The sequence below is a fragment of the Ensifer sp. ENS08 genome (assembly GCF_014852195.1).
Lineage (GTDB): Bacteria > Pseudomonadota > Alphaproteobacteria > Rhizobiales > Rhizobiaceae > Ensifer > Ensifer adhaerens.
This window is the reverse complement of record NZ_JACVBF010000002.1, coordinates 307,538-320,388: the sequence shown is the minus strand read 5'-3', so window position 1 is coordinate 320,388 and position 12,851 is coordinate 307,538. Positions and strand designations below refer to the sequence as shown.

At 63.9% G+C, this 12,851-nt stretch carries 16 protein-coding genes; 8 read left to right on the top strand and 8 right to left on the bottom strand.

Translation table 11 applies throughout. The features are described from left to right. Positions 1 to 27: 27 nt before the first annotated feature. Positions 28 to 219 (top strand): hypothetical protein, encoded by a 192-nt coding sequence (locus IB272_RS07090; RefSeq protein ID WP_060582751.1) that lies wholly within the window; start codon positions 28 to 30, stop codon positions 217 to 219. Here the strand turns inward: IB272_RS07090 and IB272_RS07085 are convergent. Beyond that, positions 216 to 491, bottom strand: a complete 276-nt coding sequence (locus IB272_RS07085; protein ID WP_060582750.1) for a hypothetical protein — start codon at positions 489 to 491, stop codon at positions 216 to 218. The two genes, IB272_RS07090 and IB272_RS07085, sit on opposite strands and share 4 nt — an antisense overlap. 251 nt (positions 492 to 742) lie before the next feature. On the opposite strand from IB272_RS07085, the gene IB272_RS07080 reads away from it, so the two are divergent. Together IB272_RS07080 and IB272_RS07075 are read left to right on the top strand one after the other, a co-directional pair. Beyond that, a complete protein-coding gene (locus IB272_RS07080; protein ID WP_060582749.1) occupies positions 743 to 1,492 on the top strand; it encodes an SDR family oxidoreductase in 750 nt (249 codons plus the stop codon). Between the two features lie 232 nt (positions 1,493 to 1,724). Then, the gene (locus IB272_RS07075; protein WP_192444245.1) at positions 1,725 to 2,144 is read left to right on the top strand and encodes an NUDIX hydrolase; all 420 of its coding nucleotides are present in this window, start codon (positions 1,725 to 1,727) and stop codon (positions 2,142 to 2,144) included. Between the two features lie 73 nt (positions 2,145 to 2,217). Here the strand turns inward: IB272_RS07075 and IB272_RS07070 are convergent, their stop codons facing one another. Next, positions 2,218 to 2,670: an Lrp/AsnC family transcriptional regulator gene (locus IB272_RS07070; protein WP_034792802.1), complete on the bottom strand. Its 453-nt coding sequence runs from the start codon at positions 2,668 to 2,670 to the stop codon at positions 2,218 to 2,220. Between the two features lie 119 nt (positions 2,671 to 2,789). On the opposite strand from IB272_RS07070, the gene IB272_RS07065 reads away from it, so the two are divergent. Further along, complete coding sequence (locus IB272_RS07065; protein ID WP_060582748.1) at positions 2,790 to 3,773, top strand: nucleoside recognition domain-containing protein; 984 nt, start codon at positions 2,790 to 2,792, stop codon at positions 3,771 to 3,773. A gap of 10 nt (positions 3,774 to 3,783) precedes the next feature. Here IB272_RS07065 and IB272_RS07060 read toward each other — a convergent pair whose 3' ends face one another. Further along, on the bottom strand, positions 3,784 to 4,257 hold the full coding sequence (locus tag IB272_RS07060) for an immunity 26/phosphotriesterase HocA family protein (RefSeq protein ID WP_162733042.1): 474 nt from the start codon (positions 4,255 to 4,257) through the stop codon (positions 3,784 to 3,786). A gap of 107 nt (positions 4,258 to 4,364) precedes the next feature. Continuing rightward, positions 4,365 to 5,393, bottom strand: coding sequence for a transcriptional regulator FtrA (ftrA, locus tag IB272_RS07055; RefSeq protein WP_089043500.1), 1,029 nt, complete (start codon positions 5,391 to 5,393; stop codon positions 4,365 to 4,367). A gap of 86 nt (positions 5,394 to 5,479) precedes the next feature. Here ftrA and IB272_RS07050 point away from each other — a divergent pair, with 86 nt between their 5' ends. Together IB272_RS07050 and IB272_RS07045 are read left to right on the top strand one after the other, a co-directional pair. Further along, entirely contained in the window at positions 5,480 to 5,911 is a 432-nt protein-coding gene (locus IB272_RS07050) for a rhodanese-like domain-containing protein (RefSeq protein ID WP_060582746.1), read from the top strand. A 188-nt stretch (positions 5,912 to 6,099) separates the two neighbouring features. Continuing rightward, complete coding sequence (locus IB272_RS07045; RefSeq protein ID WP_113080968.1) at positions 6,100 to 6,576, top strand: GNAT family N-acetyltransferase; 477 nt, start codon at positions 6,100 to 6,102, stop codon at positions 6,574 to 6,576. A 731-nt stretch (positions 6,577 to 7,307) separates the two neighbouring features. On the opposite strand, the gene IB272_RS07040 is transcribed toward IB272_RS07045, so the two are convergent. Both IB272_RS07040 and IB272_RS07035 read right to left on the bottom strand, forming a co-directional pair. Continuing rightward, complete coding sequence (locus IB272_RS07040) at positions 7,308 to 8,540, bottom strand: HlyD family secretion protein (RefSeq protein ID WP_034792791.1); 1,233 nt, start codon at positions 8,538 to 8,540, stop codon at positions 7,308 to 7,310. A gap of 3 nt (positions 8,541 to 8,543) precedes the next feature. Then, positions 8,544 to 9,017, bottom strand: a complete 474-nt coding sequence (locus tag IB272_RS07035; protein ID WP_051659258.1) for a hypothetical protein — start codon at positions 9,015 to 9,017, stop codon at positions 8,544 to 8,546. 286 nt (positions 9,018 to 9,303) lie between these two features. On the opposite strand from IB272_RS07035, the gene IB272_RS07030 reads away from it, so the two are divergent. Then, entirely contained in the window at positions 9,304 to 10,029 is a 726-nt protein-coding gene (locus IB272_RS07030; protein WP_060582744.1) for a class I SAM-dependent methyltransferase, read from the top strand. Between the two features lie 38 nt (positions 10,030 to 10,067). Here IB272_RS07030 and IB272_RS07025 read toward each other — a convergent pair whose 3' ends face one another. Both IB272_RS07025 and IB272_RS07020 read right to left on the bottom strand, forming a co-directional pair. Further along, positions 10,068 to 11,336, bottom strand: a complete 1,269-nt coding sequence (locus tag IB272_RS07025) for an NAD(P)/FAD-dependent oxidoreductase (RefSeq protein ID WP_060582743.1) — start codon at positions 11,334 to 11,336, stop codon at positions 10,068 to 10,070. 128 nt (positions 11,337 to 11,464) lie between these two features. Further along, positions 11,465 to 11,779, bottom strand: a complete 315-nt coding sequence (locus IB272_RS07020; RefSeq protein ID WP_060582792.1) for a DUF1272 domain-containing protein — start codon at positions 11,777 to 11,779, stop codon at positions 11,465 to 11,467. A 70-nt stretch (positions 11,780 to 11,849) separates the two neighbouring features. Between IB272_RS07020 and IB272_RS07015 the strand changes: the two genes are divergently transcribed. After that, positions 11,850 to 12,836, top strand: coding sequence for a helix-turn-helix domain-containing protein (locus IB272_RS07015; RefSeq protein WP_113135897.1), 987 nt, complete (start codon positions 11,850 to 11,852; stop codon positions 12,834 to 12,836). Positions 12,837 to 12,851 lie beyond the last annotated feature (15 nt).

Sequence of the window (12,851 nt, the reverse complement as noted above, 5' to 3'; positions counted from 1 at the left end):
GTCAAAGTGCAGTCAAAGGAGCAAGCAGTGACGAAGTACGATCCCGACAGATTGAAACTCCGCATCCAGGGACGCGGCCTGAACACATGGAACTGGCAGCTACTGCTTGATGGCAAGCAGCTCATAAAATCCGGAACCATCTCGGGCTCAAGACGCAATGCCGAAGTCGCGGCTGAGGCAGTGTTGCGCGATATGTCAACTGCGCCGGATAAAGACTAAGCGAATAGAAGCTGGCAGGTGCCGCAGGCATGGGCGATCTGCACTCTGGCGATCTCGGGTTTCTGGTTGGCTGTATCGACCATGGCCCGGACGCCGGCAGCATCTGCACCATTATGTCTGACCACGCCGGCGAACGCCTCGGACGTCGTGTGCACGGATGACGAAGACTGGGCGGCCGGGTCGCGGCCGCGATAGTCGGTCAGTGCCGCCTCCGCGGAGATCAGCCGGAAGGCGTCAGGCTTCGCCACCATCGACCAGAGCCGCCTCTTCATGCAGGCCGTGCAGTTGCATTCTCCGTGCCGACGCTGAAGTCGAGGTCCGTCTCGATCCGCGCCGCGCCGCAATGGCGGCTGCCGCCATAGGTCCTCAGCATCCCTTCTTCCCTGCCCTCGTTGTCGGCCCGGACTATGCCACCGGGGCGATTGAGAATCTGCGCCGTCACAATCACCGATCGGAAATCGGGTGGGCGCTGATGCCCGCCGGCAGTAGTCAGGGCGCCTCAATCAAGAGAAGGGAAAAGTCCATGACCATGCTGCAAGACAAGATCGTGATCGTCACCGGCGCCTCCTCCGGCATCGGCCGTGCGGTCGCCAGGCTCTTTGCCGCCGAGGGTGCGAAGATCGTCGCCAACGCCCGCGGCGAAGAGCAGCTCGACGCCGTCGTCGAAGCGATCCGCGAGGACGGCGGCGAAGCGATCGCGGTTGGCGGCGACGTCACCGCGGAAGAAACCCATATCCGGCTGGTGGAAGCGGCGCTCAAGCATTTCGGCGGCCTCGACATCGCCGTCAACAATGCCGGCGCGGTCAACGTCATGAAGCCGGTCGCCGAGATCACGCTCAAGGAATGGCAGCAATCGCTTGCCACCAACCTCACCTCCGCCTTCCTCGGCGCCCGCCACCAGATCCCGGCAATGCTCGCGCGTGACGGCGGCTCGCTGGTCTTCACCTCCACCTTCGTCGGCACCAGCGTCGGTATTCCCGGCATGGCCGCCTATGGCGCGGCAAAGGCCGGCCTGATGGGCCTCGTCAAGGGCATCACTGCCGACTATGGCGCAAAGGGCATCCGCGCCAATGCGCTCCTGCCCGGCGGCGTCGACACGCCGGCGGCCGGCAGCAAGGAAAACAAGGAATGGGCGGCCGGCCTGCACGCCATGAAGCGCATCGCCCAGCCGGAAGAAATCGCCCAGGCCGCCCTCTTCCTCTCAGGCCCGATGGCAAGCTTCGTCTCCGGTGCGGCGCTCTTTGCCGATGGAGGGAACGCTGCGGTGAAGTAACGGCAGCTCAAGCGCCGGGGGCAGATTTCCAGTCATGCTCCCGGTCAACCGGCCTTTTCGGTCCAGATAAGACGACGCCTGTCAGGATGGTAACCCGAAAACGCCGGGTTGTGTCACACCAGAAACAATCATTGCGAGCGTTGCCAAATTGCAAGATCTTCGGCTTTGCAAAAAATCGGGATTCATCGAAGACGAGAGTTGAGCTTCGCTCAGCAAGCGCAGGGTTTCGCAAATGGCCTTCATCCCCTTCAAGGGCGCAAAAATCGCATTGCTCTTTCAGGGGCTTTTGATTGCCTACCAGCGTGATCAAAAGCCGGAAATCCCCTTCCCCGGCATGTGGGATCTTCCGGGGGGCGGACGAGAGGATGATGAGAGCCCGGTCGAGTGCGCAATCAGGGAGACCCGCGAGGAGTTCGATATCGCGGTCGATCCGGCGTGGATCGTGTGGACGCGGTATTATCCGGCGCAGAATACGATCACCCCTGGAAGTTACTTCCTTGTTGGCAAGCTCGAAGAGGGTTTCGGGCCTGTAAGGTTTGGCGACGAGGGCCAGCAGTGGGCAATGATGTCGATCGCTGACTTCCTGAAACACCCTGAAGTCGTCGAGAGTTTGAAGAGTAGATTGCGCGATTATCTCGTCGAAAACACTTGATCGGGATCCCGTCGGGACCGCCGGCCCGCCAGCGCCTGTCGTTTCGGGTCGTTCCCCACGGTTCGGTGTCTTCTCACACCGGTATCTCCGTCGTCTCCTTGCCGGTACGGATCACGAAGGCGGTGTAGTAGCGCGCGACATTGGTTTCCTCGCGAAACAGCCGCTCGGTCAGCGCGTCGAGCTCGTCCATGTCTTTCAGCCGCAGCATCAAAATGGCGTCGGTCTCGCCGCTGACGCTGTAGGCCTGGATCACTGCCGGCTCCTTTTCCGCCATGTCGAGGAAGCGGCGGATATATTGCTCGCCGTGGCGCTCGAGCTCGACTGTGATGATCGCCTTCATGGTGCGACCAGCCTTTGCGGGATTAAGCACCGCGACGATCCGGTCGATGACGCCGGTCTCGTGTAGCCGCCTGATGCGGCGCAGGCAGCTCGATGGCGAAAGGCCGACCTCTTCCGCAAGCTCGGCATTGGTGCGCGAGGCATCCACCTGCAAGAGCCTCAAGAGCTTGCTGTCGATCTTGTCCATCCCCGTCCGTCCCCCTGTTGCGGTCATTTGCAATTTTATTGCACAAAGGTGCATATTTTGACCACAACTGCGAACGGCCTGGCGTTAGTCCTTGGACAACATCCCAAGGAGAGACCGCCATGACCGTCCTGATCATCCTCTACCGCAAGACCCTTGCCACCCTCGAAGTCTACTTCGATCTGGTGCGCATCATCGTGCCCGTCACCATCGTCACCCATGTGCTGCAGGAACTCGGCGTGATCCGCGCGGTCGCACCCGCCTTTGAGCCGGTCATGACGGTGATCGGCCTGCCGCCCGAGTTTGCCTTCGCGTGGCTCACCGGCCTGCTCGTCGGCATCTGGGGCGCCGTCGTCGTGGTCTTCGCGCTGGTGCCGGTCTCGGAGCTGACGACTGCCGACATGACGGTGTTTTCAGCGCTGATGCTGGTGGCCCATGCCATCCCGATCGAACAGCGCATCATCCAGAAGGCGGGCCCAAGCTTCCTCGTCACCGCCGCGATAAGGATCGGCGGCGGCCTCATCTTCGCAGCCCTCCTGCATCAGCTCTTCGCCGTCACCGGATGGCTTGCAACCCCGCTCGCCCCCACCTGGATCCCGGCCAACGAGGGCTCCGGCTGGGTCGCCTTCGCCTTCGGCACGCTGAAGACGCTTCTGACCATGCTCGTCGTGCTGCTCGTGCTCAGTTGGACGATCGAGATCCTCAAGCTCGTCGGCATCCTCGCATGGCTGAACCGGGGCATGGCGCCGCTCTTTCGCCTTGCGGGCGTCAAGACCGAGACCGTGCCCTTTGCCGCCGTCGGCGTGCTGCTTGGCATTTCCTATGGTGGCGCGCTTCTGATCCGCGAGGCGCGCGAGGCCAAGGTCGAGCCGCGCCAGGTGTTCCTCGCCTGCGTCTTCATGGGCTTTGGCCATAGCCTCATCGAGGACACGCTGGTGGTCGTGGCGCTGGGGGCGGATTTCACCAGCGTCTTCTTCGGCCGGCTGGTCTTTGCCATCGTCGCCACGGCCATCGTCGCCAGAGCGATCGCCGCAGCACCCGACGCCGTGTTCTTCCGGTCGTTCTTCCGCAAGGACGGCGGCGAGCCTGCCTTGTCGGAGGCGTAGCGGCCAGCGGCTAAGGTCGGCTTGGGGATGTCAGGCGCGAGGTGTCGATTTTCAACGCCTCCACCCATCGGTTCGGCCGCCCCGCCGCATGATCGCGTAGTCGGTCAACGACGTGCCCCGGTTCCCACACCGCGGCACGTTCGAGGCCCTCACATTCGGCAAGGGAGGCCGGGCGCTCAAAACTCTGGTCGGCGAAGGTGGAATGATAGAGAAACAGGCGGCCGTTGATGACGTCCTGCTTGAAGAAGAACGGCTCCCGCGCACTTTCTGGCGTCAACGGTCGCGAAGCGATCACTGGCCAGAGCCCACTGGTCACCGCATGCCTGGACACACCAAGTGTAAACGCGACGGGCAGAGCGGGAATTTCCTCGACTGAGAGGTCTGCTGTGAACACGCCTTCGAAGAAGACGATCAACGGCTCGCTCGCAACCTGCGCATAGGCGTGCCCACCAGAGCCCAAATCGACGCGCAGGATATCACCCACCTTGCGCTTCACTCGCTGTGACTTTGAAGTCGTTGTCACAATCGCCTCGTGCCTACCTATAACGTCCACTCGCCCGCATCACATACCGGATCAACGTTCCGCGAAGGTTACTCCGCAGCCACGTTTGTGGCCGGCCCCGCCATCCGCCCGAAGGCGGCACGGTAGGCGGCGGGTGTCGTCGAAAGCTGCTGGCGGAAGTGATGACGCAGCGTCTGGGTGGAGCCGAAGCCGGAGGCTTCCGCCACCTGCTCCATGCCGAGCGCGGTCTCCTCCAGCAATTGCCGGGCGCGCGACAGCCGCTCGGACAAAAGCCAGCGCGCCGGCGTCGTGCCGGTCGCCGCCTCGAAGCGGCGCAGGAAGGTGCGCTCGCTCATGCCCGCAGCCTTTGCCAGCGCCGCAATCGAAAAGTCCTCACCGAGCCGTTCGCGCATACGGTCAAGCAGCGGCCCGAGCCGGGCGCTCTCATGCACGTCGGGCACCGCCCGCTCGATGAACTGCGCCTGGCCGCCATCGCGATGCGGCGGCACGACGAGACGGCGGGCGACGCGGTTGGCCGCCTCGCTGCCGAAATCGCGGCGGATCAGGTGCAGGCAGAGATCGATGCCGGCCGCACTGCCAGCCGAGGTCAGAACCTCGCCGCCATCGACATAGAGCACATCCGGCACCACCTCGATGTCTGGATAAAGCGCTTTCAGCTTGTCGGTATAGCGCCAGTGGGTCGTCGCCCGCCGGCCCGATAGCAGCCCGGCAGCCGCCAGCACGAAGACGCCGGAGCAGATGGAAAGCACGCGCGCGCCCCGCGCGCAGGCGTCCCTCAGCGCCTGGCACACCGCCTCCGGCACGGGCTGATCGGCGCCGCGCCAGCCGGGCACGATGATCGTGCCGGCGTGGCCCAAAAGCTCGATGCCGCCGTCGGCGACAAAGCGAACGCCGCCGGTCGCCCTAAGCTCACCCGGATCGACCGAGGCGACGGCAAAGCGGTACCAGCCCTCGCCCATTTCCGGCCGCGGCAGGCCGAACATCTCGACGGCGACGCCGAACTCGAAGGTACAGAGCCCGTCATAGGCGAGCGCCACGACGAGCGGGTTTGTGAGTGGTGCGGCAACGGAAAACGACTTTGGCATGATCTTGAGCATATATGGCAATGTTGCCAACTGCCAGCCCTGATCCAGCGCTGCTACACATATCCTCGTCAACGCGCACCGAGCCAAGGAGAACCCCGATGAGCACCGTCACCGAAATTCCCGCCGCATCGCCTGAGATCGCCATTGCCCATTTTGCCGGGCGGCTCAGCGTCGAGACCGATTGCTCCGACGTCGCCCAGGCGCTGAAGAGCGGCGAGCAGGACTTCGTGCTGCTGCACGTCGTCGGCTCGGATGCGGCCTATGCGCGCCGCCACGTGCCGGGCGCGATCCACCTGCCCCACCGGCAGATCACTGCGGAGCGTTTGGCCGAGTGGCCGGCCGATACCCTCTTCGTCGCCTATTGCGCCGGCCCCCATTGCAACGGCGCCGACCAGGCCGCACTCAAGCTCGCCAGGCTCGGCCGGCCGGTGAAGATCATGATCGGCGGCATCACCGGCTGGGAAGACGAAGGCCTCGCCTTTGCGACCGGCGCTACCCCCGGCGAAGCGCAGGCTCTGCTCGCCGCTTAAGCCGGCGCCAAACGCCCTTTGCAGCGCCGCACGCCTTGCCGGATGCGCGGCACTGCAGCATTTTGGATCGCGATCGATTTCAGCCTGAAATCGATCGCGATTGCGGCAAATGATGCCGCAAGTTCGGCCTTCCACCGGCCCTCGGTAACCCGCCCCGGACAGCTAACCCCTTTGCACGAGATATCGCGATGCCCGCGTCACCCGTTATCGTCCGCCCATTTAAACGAGATGACGTCGCCTGCGTGCTGCGGCTGATGCGCGGCCTTGCAGTCTTCGAAGCTTATATTGACGCGTTCCGCGTGACCGAGAGCGATCTGATCGAGCATGGGCTTGGCGACAACCCACGCTTTGGCGTGCTGGTCGCGGAGTTTGGCGGCCGTGTCATCGGCATCGCTGTGCATTACGTCATCCCCTGGACCTACGATCTGAAGCCGACGCTGGTGCTGAAGGAACTTTTCGTCGATGAAACAGCACGTTCCCTGGGGGCCGGCGCGGCGCTGATCGACGCCTTGAAACGTCATGCCGCAGCGATCGGGGCGCCGCGCATCGAATGGTCGGTGCTTGCGAGCAACGAAAATGCCAAGCGCTTCTACCTGCGCCAGGGCGCGATACACGATGCGATATGGGAGCCCTGGACGCTGCCGATCGGGACCGACGAGACCTAAAAGGGAGTGTGGGGGATTTGTCTTTGTCCATGCGGGCTACCGTCAGGAAAATCCTGACCCGATTGGGTGAAAAAGCTGGGGATTTTCCCGTAACCCAAATTGACTATTAAAATCCCCTTAAAATCCATTGCTTTCAGATCACGCTTTTGCCACACTGTACTTGCGATTGCGCCCCGGAAGTATGCAATCCCCGGAAGAGTATGCATGCTTGTGGTTATATTGCAGTGCAGTTGCTTTATTAATTTTATTGCGCGCTTGAGCCTCCGTCCCCACGGGGGCTCAATCATTTTTGGACACCCCTTTTCCCTCCGTGACGGCCCGGCGCTCTCGGGACCTTCCAGAGATGGAGGCAAGGCATAGACGCAACGGAAGATAGCGCCACATAGATCTCTCCCGCAAAAATTGCGGCCTTTCAGGTGGGAAGCTGTCCGTTGAATTCCACGCCCTTGAAACCATCGATCCCGGCAAGATCGACGATGCAGCCGAGGCGATCTTGCCGGGCGAAGATGCGCTGTCTCGCATCGCAATTCGACGGCACACCCGACCGCTTCAACCGCGAGGACCCGGCGCGGGCTTTGGCGCTGGAGGATTGGCCCCGTTGGCAAGGACGGGGTTCAACGTTTGGAGGGCGATCGGACGAGGCTGAAGGAAGCGGTGGCCCGCCTGAAGGGAATATCTGCAGGCGGCAGGCGCCGGCCGGGATCGGAAACCCCGGCCGCGTGTCTTCGTGCTTAATGCCCGCCGAGCACCAGCGTCTGCACCGGCAGCATCAGCGCCTGAATGCGCAGGATCGCCGCATGCACGAGGCCAACGGCATCGACACCGTGCAGATAGGCCCACTGCAGCGTGCTGATCCCCGGCTTGTCCAGTTCGTCGTGGTTGCTGGTGTAGGCATTGGCGATGCAACTGCTGCCGGGCGGAACGTCGTCGAGCACGCCGGGATAAAGCGGCTCCATGACCACGGTCAGCGTGCCGGGTTGCGAGATCTGCGTAACGTCGATCAGCTGGTCGCTGGCGCGCACCTGACCGGAGGCAATCACGTCCTGCACCTCTGTGACGACGAGCGGAATGATGGTGAACGGCTTGCCGACGCAGGTCGCCTCGCCGATCATGCCGGGCTTCATCACCTGAGCCTCGATCTGCCCGAAGCCGGCCACCAGCCGCGCCCGGCCCGCGTCTTCCGGCACGAGCACGCCCGCTGGCCTCAGCAGCGGGTTGACGATTTCGCCGACCCGAAGCGTGAACTGCTGCAGCGTGCCGGACACGCCGGCGCGCACGGTGGTCTTGGTAATATCGACCTCCGCCTGCTTCAGCGCCGCTTCGGCGCTGGCCTTCTGCGACGGCAGCAGCGATTGCAGCTTCGTCTCCAGCGTCTGCTTGTTGGAAAGCACAGCGGTCAGCGCGCCCTTGCGCCCTTCGAGAAGCACCTGCTTGCGCTCGATTTCGCGGCGGGCAACGACGTTCGGGTTGAGCCGGTTAAGCTCCACCTGTGTGTTGTATTCGTCCTCGGCCTGCTTCACGTCGGCCTGTGCCTGGACGATCGCGCCATCAGCGGCAACAAGCTCGGTGCGACCGACAGCCAATTCGGCGTCAACCTCGGCGATCTGGCGGCGGGCGACTTCGGCGGCCGCTTCCTCCTCCGAACTGTCGAGCTTGAACAGCGGCTGGCCGGCCTTCACCTTCTCAAAGCGCGTGGCATAGATCTCGGTGACGCGCCCGTTGGTCTCCGGCAGCACGGCGACCGTACGGAAAGCCGCGGTTACGTTCTTCGTCGACGGGTGGAAGTAGAAAATCAGCGTGATCAGCGAGATCGTCAGCACGATGCAGGCGGTGATGCCCCAGCGCAGCTCGAACCAGACCGAATAGATGGTGATCTCGCGCCCGATGCGTTTTCCCTGGCCGTAACGCCGGAAGAGATAGTCGGGCAGGATGGTCAGCATCGAGCAAAGGATAAACTCGAACATGGCTTATGCCTTCCCTTCCGTCGATGGCTGAGCGGGCGATGCGTGGCCGTGGCCGGGCAACGCGTGCGGCTGTGGATGGCTTGCTGCAGGCTCGGCCTCCACGTCCCTCGCCTCCGGCACGGTCGGCTGGTCCACCTTACCGGCAATCCGCTCCAGCGAACCGGCGATCGATGAAAGCGGCGAGGAGAAATCGGGAAGGTCGATCAGGGCGAGAAGCAGAGCTGCGCCCCACAGGAGGTTGTTGTGGGTGAGCAGCGACAGGAGCGCCAGGACCGCCACCAGCTCCAGCTGGATCTTGTTGGTCTTGTGCGCCATGACCTCCGGCAGCGAATGCAGCCTGAGATAGAGTGTACCGAGCGCGAAAATCGCCACGATCAGAAAAACGGCAACCGCATTCAAAAGCCAGTCGGACTGGCCCGGGGCTGTAATAAAGCCCGGCAGGTGATGGATGGCTGCAGGATGGATGGCTTCGGACATTACGCCTCCGCAAATCGGACTGGACCACGAGAATCGAACATTAGCACCCCTCAAAAAAAACGAAATAGAAGCTTGCACTTCAGCCGCAACTTGACCTTGCGGCGCCACGCGCCCTATCAATCGACGCGCCGGCACTTCGAGCGCCGCCGGTTTCGAGCAGGATCGAAAGGCACATGCTGTTCCCGCGGTAACGGCACCGGATGCCCACTCGCCCTAACGCGCGCAGACGCCCGCGCCTCTCGCGCGGCGCGTGCCGGCACAAGCACAGCCAGAAGGAGAGACCGCCATGGCCCAGAACATCTATGATCGTCAGGAGTTTTTCGAGGGCTACAGCCAGCTCGGGCGCTCGGTGCATGGTCTTGCCGGGGCCGCGGAATGGCCGGCGATTCGCGCGCTCCTACCGGATCTTTCCGGAAGCCGCGTCGTCGATCTCGGGTGCGGCTATGGCTGGTTTTCGCGCCACGCCCGCGAGGCCGGTGCCGCCCATGTGCTCGGGCTCGATCTCTCCGAGAAGATGATCGCCCGCGCCAAGGCCGACACATCAGATCCAGCAATCGACTACAAGATTGCCGATCTCGACCAGCTCGACCTGCCCGAAACGAGCTTTGACTTCGCCTACAGCTCGCTTGCCTTCCACTATGTCGAGGATTTCGGCCGGCTGGTCGCGACCATCCACAAGGCGCTGGTACCCGGCGCCCATTTCGTCTTCACCATCGAGCACCCGATCTACATGGCCTCGCACAATCCCGGCTGGCGCCTCACCGATAGCGAGCGCACCTGGCCCGTTGATCACTACTCAGCCGAAGGCCCGCGCACGACGAACTGGCTGGCCAAGGGCGTGATCAAACACCACCGCACCATCGGCACGACGCTGAACACACTGATTGGCGCAGGCTTCGCCATCCGCCACGTCGAGGAATGGCGGCCGACGCAAGAGCAGATCGCCGAGATCCCGGCTCTGGCCGAAGAGATGGACCGGCCGATGATCCTGATCGTGAAGGTGCAGAAGTAAGCGACGACGACGGCCGTTACATTGGCCGCCTCTCGCCCTTACCCCTTCTCCTTCAGCGTCTCCTTCTGGGTGATCAGCCGGGCACTGTGCTGTCCGCTCAGATACGTCCAGAACCAGCTCCAGGCGACGGCGAAGCGGCTGCGCGTGCCGATCAGGAAGTAGATGTGGGCGATGCCCCAGATCCACCAGGCAAGCGCGCCCTTGATCTTGAAGCGGCCGAAATCGATGATCGCCGCGCGCCGGCCGATGGTGGCAAGGCTGCCCTGGTGGCGATAGCGGAAGTCTCCGGGCGGCTTGTCGCCTGAAAGCCGTGCGCGGATGACGTCGGCCACATAGGCGCCCTGCTGCTTGGCGGCGGGCGCAATGCCCGGCACCGGCTTGCCGCCGTCATAGGTGACGGCAGCCGTGTCGCCGATGACGAAGACGTCGGCATGGCCGGGAGCCGTGAGGTCAGCGCCGACGATCGCCCGGCCGGCGCGGTCGGCCGGGATTTCCAGCCAGCGGGCAGCGGGCGAGGCCTGCACACCGGCGGCCCAGACGAGCGTACGGCTGCCGACGAACTGGTCGCCGATGACAACGCCCTCTTCCGTGCAGGATGTCACGGGTGTACCGGTGCGAACCTCGACGCCGAGCCGCTCCAGTTCCTTGACCGCATAGGCCGAAAGATCCTCGCTGAAGGCGGCGAGAATGCGCGGCCCCGCTTCCACCAGGATCACACGGGCCTGCCGCGTGTCGATGCGGCGAAATTCGTCGGGAAGCGTGCGGTGCGCCATCTCGGCGATGATGCCGGCAAGCTCGACGCCGGTCGGGCCGGCACCGATGACGGTGAAGGTCAGGAGGGCGGCACGGAGATCAGGATCCTCTTCGAGCTCGGCGCGCTCGAAGGCGAGCAGCACCCGCCGCCGGATCGTCGTCGCGTCTTCCAGGGTCTTCAGGCCGGGGGCAAAGGGCTCCCATTCGTCATGGCCGAAATAGGCGTGCGTCGCCCCGGTCGCCAGCACCAGCGTGTCGTAGCCGATCCGCTTGCCGTCCCTGAGCACCACGGCCTTTCCGGCCTCGTCGACATCGCTCACCTCGCCAAGCAGCGTCGTCACCTCGGGCCGGTCGCGCCAGAGGCTGCGGATCGGCCAGGCGATTTCGGAGGTCGCGATCAGCGTTGTTGCCACCTGGTAGAGCAAGGGCTGGAAGAGATGATGGTTGCGCCGGTCGATGAGGGTGATCCTCACCGGCGCGCCGGCAAGCCCCTTGACGAGTTGCAATCCGCCAAACCCGCCGCCGACAACGACCACGTGATGCCTGTCCTGCATGTTCTTTCCAGTCGGCTTTGCGACCGGCCTTCCGTTGGACATGCCACAACATTGGGGTTGTGACCGCCAAGGACAAGCGCAACCACCTCATGTCACCCTTGCAAAAAATCAAGAACAGCCCGCAACCATCAGCGCTCGTCCGGCGCGAGATGCCGGATCCGCGCCACATGCGCCGCAGTATCCTCAGCCGTAAACGGTGAATGGCGACGTACGTCGCTGGCGGGATCAAAGCCGAGACCCAACCGCTTTTCCGGGCGAAAGGACCGCTGGGGCCGGATCGGCCTTGGCGCAAATCCGCCGCCGCAGGTCGGGCAGACATTGTGAAGCACCGTTTCCACGCAGCTTGCGCAATAGGTGCATTCGTAAGAGCAGATGCGCGCATCCGCGGACGCCGGCGGCAGGTCGCGGTCGCACAGTTCGCAGTTCGGTCTGAGTTCAAGCATGGTCGGCTCCAAGGGTGGCGGGTGATGTCCCCGCTTGCTCCCATGAAAAGCCTTTGGCATAAATGACAATATGCCCTCGTTTTATGCCAACCCCGAGAATGCCGCGCGAACCGTCGCGATCGTGCTCTTCGATCGCACCAAGCTGATCGACGTGACCGGGCCGCTGCAGGTCTTCAACGACGCCCGCACCGCGTCGGGTGCGCGGGCCTATTCTATTTCCCTGCTCTCCGAGTGCGGCGGACCGGTCGCAACCGACACAGGCTTTGCGCTCGATACCCGCCCCTTTTCCGATTCCGCCGCGCCCGACACGCTCATCGTCTCGGGCGGGCAAAGCGCGCTCGAAGCGGCGAATTCGGAAGGGCTCCGGGCATTCCTGGCGGCCATGGCCGGCAAATGTCGGCGCCTCGGCTCCATCTGCCTCGGCGCCTTCATTCTCGCGCGCGGCGGCCATCTTGATGGGCGGCGCGCAACGACCCATTGGGAAGATTGCGCCCAGCTGCAGCAGGATTTCCCAGATATCGACGTGCGCGAGGATTCGATCTACGAGCAGGATCACGGCATCTGGACCTCCGCCGGCGTGACCGCTGGCATCGACATGGCGCTTGCGATGGTCGAAGAGGACCTCGGCCGCAGCGAGGCCCTGCGGCTCGCGCGCTCCCTGGTGCTCTACGTCAAGCGCACGGGCGGCCAGCGCCAGTTCAGCGCCGCCCTGCACCAGCAGATGACGAGCCGAGGCGACCGCTTCGATGCGCTGGTGGCCGAGATCCGCTCCGATCTTGCAGCCGACCTCTCCGTGCCGCGGCTTGCGGACATGGCGCGCATGAGCGAACGGAGTTTCTCCCGCCTGTTCACGCAGGAGGTCGGGACAAGCCCGGCGCAGTTCGTCGAGGAATTGCGGGTCGATGCGGCCTGCGAGGCGCTCCAGCGCGGGGACGTGCCCGTCTCGCAAGCGCCGTTTCTCTTCGGCTTCGGAAACGCCGAGCGCATGCGCCGCGCCTTTCAGCGCCGCAAGGGCATCGCGCCCTCGGACTATGCGGCCCGCTTCGGCCCGCCCTGACGGACGAAACCCGGA